A 13,670-nucleotide genomic window follows, 5' to 3' on the forward strand; every position below is an offset into this window, starting at 1 on the left:
TCGGCTTCATCGCGAAGCAAAGTAAACGAGCCGCGAGAGCGGCCCGGAAGAACAGGCAGTGTAGTCGAGACGGAAAACGGATACGCTGACCCACATCTCAACATTTTGGCAACAAACCAGACGATCGCCTTTTTTGCACAAGGTAACGCCGCACAACTAACGGCGATTGCGTACCAGCTGATAGCGCCGCGTCAAATATTCCAGCGGCACGCTCCAGATATGCACCAGGCGGCAGAACGGAAACAGCAGAAACAGCGTCATGCCCAGTACCATATGCACGCGGTAAATCAGCGCCACGCCTTCCAGATGCTGCGACGCGCCCGCATGGAAGGTCACGATCGCCTGCGCCCAGCCGACCAGCTTCATCATTTCGCTGCCGTCCATATGCTGCGCGGAGAAAGGAATGGTCAGCAGCCCCAGCGTGGCCTGCGCTACCAGCAGCGTCAGGATCAGGATATCGCCGGCGCTGCTGGTGGCCCTGACGCGCGGATTGAGCAGGCGACGCTTAAGCAGCAGCCCGCCGCCCGCCAGCGTCAGCAAACCGCAAACGCCGCCGGCCACCATCGCCAGCTTCTGCTTGGCGGCGATCGGCAGAAAAGCCTCGTACATCCAGTGCGGCGTCAGCAGGCCGACGAAATGGCCGAAGAGAATACCAATGATGCCGATATGAAACAGGTTGGAGGCGAGCCGCATCCCTTTTTTATCCAGCATCTGGCTGGAGCCGGCGCGCCAGCTGTACTGGCCATAGTCGTAGCGCAGCCAGCTGCCAATCAGGAAAACGCTGCCTGCGATATAAGGATAAATATCGAAAAAGAAACCTGAGAGAAAATTCATGATGAACGCCCCGTGGATGTTGTCATTGCCGCCACGTCCAGATACTGCGGCGCGACGGCGTCGGCAAAGCGGCGCTGATGCGCGGCCTGCTGGGCGGAAGCACAGCCCTGCTCGCCGAGAAATTTGATCTGCTCCTCTTCCCAGACCGCATCCAGCGCCGCTGGCGTATCGTCGCGGGCCTCTTTATGGATTTTCGGCGTCAGGTCATCTACCGCCAGCCCGGCGCCGGAGAGCGCCAGCAGCAAAGTGAACAGCTCGCCGTAGCGGCTTTGACGCTGTTTTAGCCTGGCGGCCAGCAGCGCGAGGATTGGCGCCACGTCGGCCAGGCCAGCGCGGGCGCGGGTGACGTCAAGGCTGGCCAGATACTCCAGATAGAGCGGCAGAAAATCGGGCAGCTCTTTCGCGCTCAGCTCCAGGCCATCGGCGCGATATTGCTCCAGCAGATCGACCATTGCCTGGCCGCGATCGCGCGACTCGCCGTGAACATGCTCGAACAGCAGCAAAGAGGTGGCCCGACCGCGATCGAACAGCTCGCAATAGTCGGCCTGCCTGTCCAGCAGCGAGCCTGCGCAGAATTCCGTAATAAAATCGCTCAGCTGCGCGCGCTGCGCGGCATCAAGCTCGCTGCCCGCTTCCAGCGCCGCCAGCATTTCAGCCTGATGCGTAAAGAGCGCTTCATCGGGATAATCCAGCAGCCGGGCGAGGATACGTAGCGTAATCATGGCTGCTCCTCCTGCGTTTTTTTGCCAATATCAATCGCGTCGATGCGGCGGCTGTTAAACAGGTTGAAGCGACCGTCGCTGCCGTGGCAGCCATCGCCGAAGCTGAAGCCGCAGCCTTTGCTTTCCGGGAAGGCTTCCCGCGCCAGTTCACGATGGCTGGAAGGCACCACGAAACGATCTTCGTAATTGGCGATGGCCAGATAGCGGTACATCTCCTGCGCCTGCGCTTCGCTTAAGCCAACCTGTTCCAGCGCCCGCGTGTCGACAAGGTTATCGACGGTTTCCGCGCGTTTATAATGACGCATGGCCAGCATTCTCTTTAGCGCCAGCAAAACCGGCGCGGTATCGCCCGCCGTCAGCAGGTTCGCCAGGTACTGCACGGGAATGCGCAGGCTTTCCACGTCCGGCAGAATACCGTTGTGCGGCAGGTCGCCCGCGTCCACCGCGCTCTGAATGGGCGACAGCGGCGGCACGTACCAGACCATCGGCAGCGTGCGGTATTCCGGGTGCAGCGGCAGCGCCAGCTTCCACTCCATCGCCATTTTATAAACCGGCGAGCGTTGCGCTGCGTCAATCACGCTTGGCGGGATGCCTTCTTTTAACGCTTCGGCAACCACCTCGGGATCGTGGGGATCGAGGAAGATCGCTCTCTGGCTTTCATAAAGATCCTGTTCATGCTCGCTCGCTGCCGCTTCTTCAATGCGATCCGCGTCGTACAAAAGCACGCCAAGATAGCGGATGCGCCCTACGCAGGTTTCCGAACAGACCGTGGGCTGGCCTGCCTCAATACGCGGATAGCAGAAAATACACTTCTCCGATTTGCCGCTTTTCCAGTTGAAGTAGATTTTTTTATAGGGACAGCCGGTCAGGCACATGCGCCAGCCGCGACACTTGTCCTGATCGATCAGCACGATACCGTCTTCGCCGCGCTTATAGATGGCGCCGCTTGGGCAGGTCGCCACGCACGCCGGGTTCAGGCAGTGCTCGCACAGGCGCGGCAGATAGGCCATAAAGGTGTGTTCAAACTGGCCGTACATCTCTTTCTGGATGTTATCGAAATTTTTATCCTGCGAGCGTTTGGAAAACTCGCCGCCAAGGATCTCTTCCCAGTTCGGGCCGTTTTCGATTTTTTTCATCCGCTTGCCGGTGATCAGCGAGCGCGGCCGCGCTATCGGCTGATGTTTGCCAGCGGGCGCATTGTGTAAATGCTGATAGTCGTAGTCGAACGGCTCATAGTAATCGTCCAGCGCGGGCACATCCGGGTTAGCGAAAATTTTCGACAGCAGCCCGACGCGGTTGCCCATGCGCGGCACCAGCCTGCCGTTGATTTTACGGATCCAGCCGCCCTTCCATTTTTCCTGATCTTCCCATGCCTGCGGATAGCCGACGCCCGGCTTGCTTTCAACGTTGTTAAACCAGGCGTATTCCATCCCTTCACGGCTGGTCCAGACGTTTTTACAGGTCACGGAACAGGTGTGGCAGCCGATACATTTATCCAGATTCAGCACCATGCCGACCTGCGAGCGAATTTTCATGATTTTCTCCCCTTGCCGCCCTGGCAGTCGTCGTTACCTTCACCGTCCAGCCAGTGAACGTGATTCATTTTGCGCACCACCACAAACTCATCGCGATTGGACCCTACGGTGCCGTAATAGTTAAAGCCGTAGGAAAGCTGCGCGTAGCCGCCGATCATATGGGTTGGTTTAGGACAGGCGCGGGTCACGGAGTTATGAATGCCGCCGCGCTGGCCGGTAATTTCCGAACCGGGAATGTTCACAATGCGTTCCTGCGCGTGGTACATCATGGTCATGCCTGCCGGTACGCGCTGGCTGACCACTGCGCGAGCGGTCAGCGATCCGTTGGCGTTAAAGGCTTCAATCCAGTCGTTGTCCGCAATCCCCAGCTCCTGCGCGTCTTCTTCACTCATCCAGACGATAGGGCCGCCGCGCGACAGCGTCAGCATCAGCAGGTTGTCGCTGTAGGTAGAGTGAATGCCCCATTTCTGGTGCGGCGTCAGGAAGTTCAGCGCCTTTTCCGGATTGCCGTTCGGCTTTTTGTTCAGCAAAGGCCTGGCCGCCCTGGTATCAATAGGGGGACGATAAACCAGCAGGCTTTCGCCAAAGGCGCGCATCCACTCGTGATCCTGATAAAGCTGCTGGCGTCCGCTGAGCGTGCGCCACGGGATCAGCTCATGCACGTTGGTATAACAGGCGTTATAGGAGACGTGCTCGTCTTCCAGTCCTGACCAGGTGGGGCTGGAGATAATTTTGCGCGGCTGCGCCTGGATATCGCGGAAGCGAATTTTTTCGTCTTCTTTGTTCAGCGCCAGATGGGTGTGGTCGCGGCCGGTAATGTCGCTCAGCGCCTGCCAGGCTTTAACTGCCACCTGACCGTTGGTTTCCGGCGCGAGGGATAAAATGACCTCGGCCGCATCGATGGCGCTGTCAATATTCGGCCGGCCGGCGGCCGGGCCATCCGTCTTGACGTAGTTCAGCTCTTTAAGGAAATCGACCTCTTTTTGCGTGTTCCAGCTGATGCCCTTACCGCCGTTGCCCAGCTTGTCCAGCAGCGGGCCAAGCGAGGTAAAGCGTTCCCAGGTGGCCGGATAGTCGCGCTCTACGGCAATAATGTGCGGCGCGGTTTTGCCGGGGATCAGGTCGCACTCGCCTTTTTTCCACTCTTTAACGTCAAAAGGCTGCGCCAGCTCCGCCGGCGAATCGTGCTGCACCGGCAGCGTGACGATATCGGTTTCCACACCGAGATGCCCCGGACAAAGCTCCGAGAAGCGTTTGGCGATGTCTTTATAGATCTCCCAGTCGCTTTTCGCTCCCCAGGCCGGATCGACCGCCGCCGACAGCGGATGAATAAACGGATGCATATCCGAAGTATTCATATCGTCTTTTTCATACCAGGTGGCGGTAGGCAGCACGATATCGGAATAGAGACAGGTACTGGACAGGCGGAAATCCAGCGTTACCACCAGATCCAGCTTGCCTTCGCCGCCTTTCTCCTGCCATTCCACTTCTTCCGGCTTCACGCCGCCCTGCACGCCTAAATCTTTACCCTGAATGCCATTTTCCGTGCCCAGCAGATATTTGAGCATGTACTCATGGCCTTTGCCGGACGATCCCAGCAGGTTGGAGCGCCAGACAAACAGGTTACGCGGGAAGTTCTGCGGATTGTCCGGCTGCTCGGCGGCAAAGCGCAGCGTGCCGGTTTTCAGGCTTTCCACGGTGAAATCCACCGGCGGCATCCCGGCCGCTTTCGCCTGCGCGGCGATGTTCAGCGGATTGCCGTTCAGCTGCGGCGCGGAAGGCAGCCAGCCCATGCGCTCGGAACGCACGTTAAAGTCGATTAAACTGCCGCCGTAGCGCTTTTTATCGGCCAGCGGCGAGAGCAGCTCGCTGGTCTGCACGGTTTCGTAGCGCCACTGGCTGGAATGGTTATAGAAGAACGAGGTGCTGTTCATATGGCGCGGCGGACGCTGCCAGTCGAGCGCGAAAGCCAGCGGCGTCCAGCCGGTCTGCGGCCGCAGTTTTTCCTGACCGACATAGTGCGCCCAGCCGCCGCCGCTCTGCCCCACGCAGCCGCAGAAGATCAGCATATTGATCAGCCCACGGTAGTTCATATCCATGTGATACCAGTGGTTCATCCCGGCGCCGACGATAATCATCGAGCGGCCACGCGTTTTTTCCGCGTTGTCGGCAAACTCGCGCGCCAGCCGAATGATATTCTGCCGCGACACGCCGGTGATCTGCTCGGCCCAGGCCGGGCTGTAGGCTTTGATCTCGTCATAGCTGCCTGCGCAGTTTTCGTCGTGCAGACCACGATCCAGCCCGTAGTTCGCCAGCGTCAGATCATACACGCTGGCGACCAGCGCAGCGCTGCCGTCGGCCAGCTGCAAACGCTTCACCGGCAGCTTGTGCAGCAGGATCTCCTCCAGCGGCACGCTGCTGAAGTTTTCGCTTTCCAGGCCGCCGAAATAGGGAAAGCCGACCTCGGCGATCTCGTCATGGCTGCCCAGCAGGCTAAGCTGAAGCGTGACTTCCCGCTGCGAGCCGCCTTCACGCGACTCCAGGTTCCACTTGCCTTTTTCTCCCCAGCGATAGCCGATGGATCCCTGCGGCGCCACCAGCTCACCGCTCTCCTGGTCGATGGCGATGGTTTTCCACTGCGGGTTGTTTTCCTGCCCCAGGTTATCAATCAGATCGCTGGCGCGGAGCTGGCGTCCGGCAGCGTAGTAGCCGCCCTCGCGCGGCTCCAGCAGCACCAGCATCGGCATATCGGTATAGCGGCGCACGTAGTCACGGAAATAGGGCACCTCGCGCTCAAGGTGAAACTCCTTCAGCATCACGTGTCCTAAAGCCAGCGCCAGCGCGCTGTCGGTGCCCTGCTTAGGATTCAGCCACTGATCGCACAGCTTGGCGACCTCGGCATAGTCAGGCGTGATCGCCACGGTTTTGGTGCCCTTGTAGCGCACCTCGGTAAAGAAATGAGCATCCGGCGTGCGCGTCTGCGGCACGTTAGAGCCCCAGGCGATAATATAAGAAGAGTTATACCAGTCGGCCGATTCCGGCACGTCGGTCTGCTCGCCCCAGGTCATGGGCGAAGCGGGCGGCAAATCGCAATACCAGTCATAAAAACTCAGGCAGACGCCGCCGATCAGCGACAGATAGCGCGCGCCTGCGGCATAGGAAACCATCGACATCGCCGGGATCGGTGAAAAGCCGATAATGCGATCCGGGCCGAAGGTTTTCGCCGTATAGATATTGGATGCCGCGATCAGCTCGTTGACCTCCTGCCAGCTTGACCGGACGAAGCCGCCGCGACCGCGAGCGATCTTATAGCTCTGCGCTTTTTGCGGATCGCTGACGATCGATCCCCAGGCCGCGACCGGATCCTGATGCTCCGCTTTGGCTTCGCGCCACAGCTTGAGCAGCTTTTTGCGCATCAGCGGATATTTCAGGCGGTTGGCGCTGTAGAGATACCAGGAGTAGCTGGCGCCGCGAGGACAGCCGCGCGGCTCGTGATTCGGCAAATCCGGTCGGGTGCGCGGATAGTCGGTTTGCTGCGTTTCCCACGTGACCAGGCCATTTTTGACGTAAATTTTCCAGCTGCAGGAGCCGGTGCAGTTTACGCCATGCGTGGAGCGCACGATTTTATCGTGCTGCCAGCGGCTACGGTAGCCCTCTTCCCAGTCGCGATTGGTGTTGAGTGTCTGGCCGTGTTGACCAGCAAAGGGTTCCGCCAGCTGTTTAAAGTAGCGAAACCTGTCGAGAAATTTGCTCATCCGGAAAACTCCTGAAGGCTTAGGTGATATTGCTCAGGCGGCGGAGGGACATTGCCTCCGCACGTTATCAAAATTTATTTTTGCGGCCGTAAACCAGCCAGGTGACGCCAACGCAAAGCAGATAGAAGGCGAGGAAGATTTTCATCGCGCCCGTCGGCGTGCCCAGCATGGACAGCGAAAGGCCAAACGTCTGCGGGATGAAAAAGCCGCCCAGCGCGCCGATAGCGGAAATAAAGCCAAGCGCGGCGGAGGTTTCGGTCACTGCTTCCCGCTGTGCGGTCTCTATGCCTTTCCCTTCCGCGCTTGCCTTCTCCAGGGTGAGCTTGCGGAAAATCACGGCGATCATCTGATAGGTCGAGCCGCTGCCCAGGCCGGCGGTTAAAAACAGTCCCATAAACACGGCGAAAAAGGCGCTAAAGGATCCGCTGGTTCCTTCCCCCGGCAGCGTCAGGAACAGCAGCGCGGCAAACAGCGCCATCAGCACAAAGTTAGCCAGCGTCACGCGTACGCCGCCCAGCCTGTCGGAAATAATGCCGCCCGCCGACCGCGCCAGCGCGCCCAGCAGCGGGCCGAAAAAGGCGTAGTGAAGAATGCTGATATCCGGAAACTGCGTTTTGGCGAGCATGGCGAAACCGGCGGAAAAGCCGATAAAAGAGCCAAAAGTCGCCAGGTAAAGCAGCGCCATCACCCACAGGTGGCCGCGTTTCAGTACCGGCAGCTGCTCGCGCAGAGAAGATTTCGCCGCCGCCAGGTCGTTCATGCCGAACCAGGCCGCCAGCGTCGCGACAAGCAGGAACGGCACCCAGATCCACGCGGCGTTTTGCAGCCAGATCGTTTCGCCGCTGCTGGTGTGCTGCGCGCCGCCGCCAAAGGCGCCGAAAACGGCAATGGAAACGGCCAGCGGGGCGGCGAACTGCATTACGCTGACGCCCAGGTTGCCCAGACCGCCGTTGATGCCCAGCGCCCCGCCCTGCTGCGCTTTAGGAAAAAAGAAGCTGATATTGCCCATGCTGGAGGCAAAGTTCGCGCCCGCAAAGCCGCACAGCAGCGCGATCAGCACAAAAATGCTGAAAGCGGTGCTGGTGTCCTGCACGGCAAACCCAAGCCACAGGCAAGGGACCAGCAGGATACCGGTGCTGAAAGCCGTCCAGCGCCGTCCGCCGAACACGGGGATCACAAAAGAGTAAGGGATCCGCAGCAGCGCGCCTGAAATGGAAGGCAGCGCCGTCAGCAGAAAAAGCTGCTCGGTGGTAAAGGTGAAGCCAACTTTGTTCAGGTTCACTGCAACGGCGCTGAACAGCATCCAGACGCAGAAAGCGAGCAGCAAACAGAAAACGGAAATCCACAGGTTACGGTTGGCGATGCGTTTTCCACGCTGCTGCCAGAACCGCTCGTTTTCCGGCTGCCAGTCCTGGATAACGGCACCGTTTTCTTCGGGTTGAAGAGGGGCAAGTTGCGTCATAGTCATCTCCGGTTTGAATGGAGCGCATTCTGCTTAACCGCTTCTGACGCCGGGTTGACGCAAATCAACGTGGATGCAGGTGATCTTTTGCCTCCGTGCTGTCGCTGCGCCTGGATGAGTAGAGACATATCGGAAACATATTTATAAAATTCATGTAATTACTACGCACAGCGGGCGCTTTTTTCAGTTAGACTGCGGAAGGAAGAAATTTATGGTTACTCCCTTAGTGGTATAGGGTTAACGTTTTTAATCGGTAAGATTAAGAAGCTAACCGGGAATCATTCGCCGCCCTCTGACTGTGGAAAATCCAAGCGTGAAAGAAGAAGCCGCCACTATCCTGCTGATTGACGATCATCCGCTGCTGCGGAACGGCGTTAAACAGTTGATTAAAATGGAAGAAAGTTTGCAGGTTATCGCAGAAGCCAGCGACGGCGCGCAGGGCGTCGTACTGGCGGAACAGCATGACCCCGACCTGATCCTTTTGGATTTAAATATGCCAGGCATGAACGGGCTGGATACGCTGGTGCAGCTGCGCACCATCGAGCTTTCCGGGCGCATCGTGGTATTCAGCGTTTCCGATCATGAAGATGACGTGGTAAACGCGTTAAAACACGGCGCAGATGGTTATCTGCTGAAGGATATGGAGCCGGAAGCGTTGCTGAAAGCGCTGCATCAGGCCGCCGCCGGCCAGATGGTGTTAAGCGAAAAGCTGACCAACGTGCTGGTGGCCAGCCTGCGTGAATCACGCCCGACAGAAGCGCGCGATGTGGAACAGCTGACGCGCCGCGAACGCGATATTCTGAAGCTGATCACGCTGGGGATGACCAATAAAGCCATTGCCCGCAAGCTGTCGATTACTGAAAGCACGGTAAAAGTGCACGTTAAACATCTACTGAAAAAAATGAAGCTGAAATCCCGGGTGGAAGCGGCCGTCTGGGCGCTGCAAAACGGCCACGGCTGATAAAGACTTTCTTCGCTCCGCTTTTCCGGCACCGCAGTAGTCGCCGGACAGGGCTGCGCTTCACCCTCTGTCGCTAAACGGTTTCGCCAACGCTATCGCATTTTGCTCCCTCTATTTTTACGCTTTGCGGCCCGTCTCTGGCTTTTACCTGTGACAGCATCGATCGCGCTGCGTTACTATAGCCCTCAGAAAAAGGCGCCGCTCTCGTGCCCGTCACCTGCGCTGACCTCGCTGGCGCGCCTGCCCAATCACCGTTTTGAAGTAAAACTCAGCGTCCCGCGCCGACTTTATATTCAATGGACTGGAAAAGAAGACCTGATAATGACCACTGACAATCTTTCTTCCCATACGCCCATGATGCAGCAGTACCTGCGTCTGAAAGCCGAGCATCCGGAGATCCTGCTGTTCTACCGCATGGGCGATTTTTACGAGCTGTTTTATGACGATGCTAAACGCGCCTCTCAGCTGTTGGAAATCTCGCTGACCAAACGCGGCGCTTCCGCTGGCGAACCGATCCCGATGGCTGGCGTCCCGCATCATGCCGTGGAAAACTACCTCGCGAAACTGGTGCAGCTGGGCGAGTCGGTGGCGATCTGCGAACAGATCGGCGATCCGGCGCTGAGCAAAGGCCCGGTCGAGCGTAAAGTGGTACGCATCGTCACGCCCGGCACCATCAGCGACGAAGCGCTGCTGCAGGAGCGTCAGGACAATTTGCTGGCGGCCATCTGGCAGGGTTCGCGCGGCTTCGGCTACGCCACGCTGGATATCAGCTCCGGCCGCTTCCGCCTGGCGGAGCCGAGCGATCTGGAAACGATGGCGGCAGAGCTACAGCGCACCAATCCGGCGGAGCTGCTCTATCCCGAAGATTTTGCCGCCATGTCGCTGATTGAAAATCGTCGTGGCCTGCGTCGTCGCCCGCTGTGGGAGTTCGAGGTGGATACCGCGCGCCAGCAGCTGAACATGCAGTTCGGCACCCGCGATCTGAACGGTTTCGGCGTCGAGCAGGCGCAGTTTGCGCTGCGTGCGGCAGGCTGCCTGCTGCAATATGTAAAAGATACCCAGCGCACCTCGCTGCCGCATATCCGCTCGCTGACGATGGAGCGTCAGCAGGACGGCATCATCATGGACGCCGCCACGCGCCGCAATCTGGAAATCACCCAGAACCTGGCGGGCGGCATCGATAACACGCTGGCTTCGGTGCTGGACAGAACCGTCACGCCGATGGGCAGCCGCATGCTGAAACGCTGGCTGCATATGCCGATCCGCGACACCGCAACGCTTATCAACCGGCAGCAAAGCATCGGCGCGCTACAGGATTTTACCGCCGAGCTGGCGCCGCTGCTGCGGCAGGTCGGCGATCTGGAGCGTATCCTCGCCAGGCTGGCGCTGCGCACGGCGCGCCCGCGCGATCTGGCCAGGATGCGTCACGCTTTTCAGCAGCTGCCCGGGCTGGACGCGCTGCTGGTTGACAGCGACGTGCCGCATCTGCAAACGCTGCGCCAGCAGATGGGCCAGTTCGACGAGCTGCGCGAACTGCTGGAAAACGCCATTATCGATGCACCGCCGGTGCTGGTGCGCGACGGCGGCGTGATTGCGCCAGGCTATAACGAAGAGCTGGACGAGTGGCGCGCGCTGGCGGACGGCGCCACCGACTATCTGGACAAGCTGGAAATCCGCGAGCGTGAAAAGCTGGGGCTGGATACGCTCAAGGTCGGTTTTAACGCCGTACACGGCTACTATATTCAGGTCAGCCGTGGGCAAAGCCATCTGGTGCCGATCAACTACGTGCGCCGTCAGACGCTGAAAAACGCCGAGCGCTATATTATCCCCGAGCTGAAAGAGTATGAAGACAAGGTTCTGACCTCGAAAGGCAAGGCGCTGGCGCTGGAAAAGGCCCTTTACGACGGGCTGTTCGATCTGCTGCTGCCGCATCTGGAAGCGCTGCAGATCAGCGCCGCCGCGCTGGCGGAGCTGGACGTATTGAGCAACCTTGCCGAGCGCGCCTGGACCCTGAACTTCAACTGTCCGACCTTTACCGATAAGCCAGGCATCAGACTGACCGGCGGCCGTCATCCGGTGGTCGAGCAGGTGCTGAAAGAGCCGTTTATCGCCAACCCGCTGACGCTGTCACCGCAGCGCCGCATGTTGGTGATCACCGGGCCGAACATGGGCGGTAAAAGCACCTATATGCGCCAGGCCGCGCTGATAGCGCTGATGGCCTTTATCGGCAGCTACGTTCCGGCGGAAGAAGCGGTAATTGGCCCCATCGACCGCATCTTCACCCGCGTTGGCGCGGCGGACGATCTCGCTTCCGGTCGCTCAACCTTTATGGTCGAAATGACCGAAACCGCCAATATTCTGCATAACGCGACGGAATACAGCCTGGTGTTGATGGACGAGATCGGCCGCGGCACCTCGACCTACGACGGTCTTTCTCTTGCCTGGGCCTGCGCGGAAAGCCTGGCGAACCGCATCAAAGCGATGACGCTGTTCGCCACGCACTATTTCGAGCTGACCACGCTGGAAGAGAAGATGGAAGGCGTCGCCAACGTGCATCTGGATGCCGTGGAGCACGGTGACACTATCGCCTTTATGCACAGCGTGCAGGACGGCGCGGCCAGCAAAAGTTACGGACTGGCCGTTGCCGCGCTGGCAGGCGTGCCGAAAGAAGTGATCAAGCGCGCGCGGCAGAAGCTGAAAGAGCTGGAAGCCAGCTCGGCCAGCGCGGCCGCAGGCAGCGCGGAAGGCCCACAGCTGCCGCTGCTGGTTGAAGAGACGTCCCCGGCCGTTGAGGCGCTGGAAGCGTTAGATCCCGACACGCTGTCGCCGCGTCAGGCGCTGGAATGGATCTATCGTCTGAAATCGCTGGTTTAGTTGCAGGCTGATGGTTTAAGCGCAGGCCCGCCTCACGCGGGCCTTTTCTTTGCAATGGAACCATCCCCCTCCTCTCTCCCACGTAATGACAGTGATAAAGCGTTAGCGGTCTGCATCGCGCCGTTTTGTCCGCGTCATTTCATCTAATCCAGTGGAGAGTGTCATGAATTTAAGAGTGAATCCCGTTGGGATAAACAGCGAGGCGATTAACGCGGGACAGTTCTCCGCGCGCCCGGGTAAAGCGCAGAACGGCAGCCTCGCCGCAGCACCGGAAAAGTCCAGTCTGTTGCAATACGGCGGCGCGCAGGGCACCACTACGCAGAAAAGCTCTACGGCCTCGCTCAGTGCCGATTATAAAACGCTGATCGATTCGCTGTTAAAGCAGGGCAAGGAGGAGCTGAGCAAGCTCAAGGAGCAGCTGGCGCAGCAGCAATCTTCAGGCACCAGCGCGCAAAACGGCTCCCCTTCGGCCAACAACACGCAGAACGTGATGTCGCAGCTGCAAATGCTGCTCGACAGCATTACCAAACTGCTTAAACAAAGCCAGGAGAGCCAGCAGTCGTCCGGCAACAGCAGCACAACCGATACGCAACTCAGCAGCGCGCTGTCTCAGCTTAAGGAGCTGCTCTCTTCGCTGGGTGCGACGGCCACGGGCGCAACCGGCACTACCGATGCGAACGCCGGCGGGCAGACGATGCCAGCCAGCGAAAAGGACACCAGTGTTCCGCCTTCCAGCAGCACGCTGTTTAAAAACATGGATGGCGACAACCGCACCGCCGATCAAATCATCAACGAGAACCCGGTGTTGAAAAATCTGGGCAATCAGAAAGATATCAAGCAGAGCGAGCTGAAAAAGCAGTTCGGCGACTGGACGGCCAATAACCCGGACGAGAAAAGCCGGGCGCTGGCCGCCAAAAACATGTCGTACTTTTTAAATAACGTTAAGGCGCTGGATAACCGGGAAGGCGGCGATCGCGGTAAAATCTCCACTAACGGCAAAATCGAAGGCCTTACCAAAAGCGGCGATGCCCGTCACGGGACGGAAGCGGCGATCGTCAAAGACGTGGCGGAACAGGGGCTGGATAAAGCCTTTCCAAAAGACGGCCGTTTAACCACCACCAACGACGAAATGGTCAACCTGAACGGCACCAATAAAAGCGGTTTTCAGGGCATTTGCCTGAAGCTGGGCAAAGCGCTGGCCTTTATTCCTGGACTCAGCAACGTGCTGACCGGGATGGGTCGCGCAGAAAGTACCAATCCGTGGGATGTGATCAAAGGCGGCATCGTGGGCGGCGTGAAAACCGCGTTTGACGCGCTAAAAGGCATGGCGCAAGGGCTGTTGACCGGCAAAGTTACGCCGATGCAGATGTTGATGAGCGCTTATAAAGGCGCGGTGATGGATACCTATGCGATGCAGGATGTGAAATCCGACGCAAAAGAGAAAGTTAAGGAAGTTGTCTGATTTACAGGCAATAAAAAAGCGGTGGTTTGCACCACCGCTTTTCGCTTTCACTCTTTAAGCGCCCG

At 58.7% G+C, this 13,670-nt stretch carries 8 protein-coding genes; 3 read left to right on the plus strand and 5 right to left on the minus strand.

Annotated elements, in window-relative coordinates:
• Window positions 1–156: 156 nt before the first annotated feature.
• The 5 genes from narI to AB6T85_RS14010 form a co-directional block, all read right to left on the minus strand.
• The gene (gene narI / locus AB6T85_RS13990; RefSeq protein WP_253458965.1) at window positions 157–834 is read right to left on the minus strand and encodes a respiratory nitrate reductase subunit gamma; all 678 of its coding nucleotides are present in this window, start codon (window positions 832–834) and stop codon (window positions 157–159) included.
• Window positions 831–1,556, minus strand: coding sequence for a nitrate reductase molybdenum cofactor assembly chaperone (gene narJ / locus AB6T85_RS13995; protein WP_369895898.1), 726 nt, complete (start codon window positions 1,554–1,556; stop codon window positions 831–833). Before narJ ends, narI begins: the two co-directional genes overlap by 4 nt.
• Window positions 1,553–3,091: a nitrate reductase subunit beta gene (gene narH, locus AB6T85_RS14000; protein WP_369895899.1), complete on the minus strand. Its 1,539-nt coding sequence runs from the start codon at window positions 3,089–3,091 to the stop codon at window positions 1,553–1,555. The genes narJ and narH overlap by 4 nt, the downstream gene beginning before the upstream one ends.
• The gene (locus tag AB6T85_RS14005) at window positions 3,088–6,846 is read right to left on the minus strand and encodes a nitrate reductase subunit alpha (protein ID WP_369895902.1); all 3,759 of its coding nucleotides are present in this window, start codon (window positions 6,844–6,846) and stop codon (window positions 3,088–3,090) included. Before AB6T85_RS14005 ends, narH begins: the two co-directional genes overlap by 4 nt.
• A gap of 67 nt (window positions 6,847–6,913) precedes the next feature.
• Window positions 6,914–8,308 carry a NarK family nitrate/nitrite MFS transporter gene (locus AB6T85_RS14010; protein WP_253458953.1) on the minus strand — a complete coding sequence of 465 codons (1,395 nt, stop codon included), beginning with the start codon at window positions 8,306–8,308 and terminating at the stop codon, window positions 6,914–6,916.
• A 313-nt stretch (window positions 8,309–8,621) separates the two neighbouring features.
• Here AB6T85_RS14010 and narL point away from each other — a divergent pair, with 313 nt between their 5' ends.
• From narL to AB6T85_RS14025, 3 genes are all read left to right on the plus strand, one after another.
• Complete coding sequence (narL, locus tag AB6T85_RS14015; protein WP_369895903.1) at window positions 8,622–9,269, plus strand: two-component system response regulator NarL; 648 nt, start codon at window positions 8,622–8,624, stop codon at window positions 9,267–9,269.
• Between the two features lie 321 nt (window positions 9,270–9,590).
• Complete coding sequence (mutS, locus tag AB6T85_RS14020) at window positions 9,591–12,143, plus strand: DNA mismatch repair protein MutS (RefSeq protein WP_301252620.1); 2,553 nt, start codon at window positions 9,591–9,593, stop codon at window positions 12,141–12,143.
• A 163-nt stretch (window positions 12,144–12,306) separates the two neighbouring features.
• A complete protein-coding gene (locus tag AB6T85_RS14025; protein ID WP_369895905.1) occupies window positions 12,307–13,605 on the plus strand; it encodes a hypothetical protein in 1,299 nt (432 codons plus the stop codon).
• The last annotated feature ends 65 nt before the right edge of the window (window positions 13,606–13,670 follow it).

Origin of the sequence: Erwinia aeris (assembly GCF_041224955.1) — a bacterium.
Taxonomy (GTDB): domain Bacteria; phylum Pseudomonadota; class Gammaproteobacteria; order Enterobacterales; family Enterobacteriaceae; genus Erwinia; species Erwinia aeris.

Bases quoted from the DNA above. Each gene is read 5' to 3' on its own strand.
- narI (WP_253458965.1), bottom strand. From the start codon at position 834: ATGAATTTTCTCTCAGGTTTCTTTTTCGATATTTATCCTTATATCGCA.
- narJ (WP_369895898.1), bottom strand. From the start codon at position 1,556: ATGATTACGCTACGTATCCTCGCCCGGCTGCTGGATTATCCCGATGAA.
- narH (WP_369895899.1), bottom strand. From the start codon at position 3,091: ATGAAAATTCGCTCGCAGGTCGGCATGGTGCTGAATCTGGATAAATGT.
- AB6T85_RS14005 (WP_369895902.1), bottom strand. From the start codon at position 6,846: ATGAGCAAATTTCTCGACAGGTTTCGCTACTTTAAACAGCTGGCGGAA.
- AB6T85_RS14010 (WP_253458953.1), bottom strand. From the start codon at position 8,308: ATGACGCAACTTGCCCCTCTTCAACCCGAAGAAAACGGTGCCGTTATC.
- mutS (WP_301252620.1), top strand. From the start codon at position 9,591: ATGACCACTGACAATCTTTCTTCCCATACGCCCATGATGCAGCAGTAC.
- AB6T85_RS14025 (WP_369895905.1), top strand. From the start codon at position 12,307: ATGAATTTAAGAGTGAATCCCGTTGGGATAAACAGCGAGGCGATTAAC.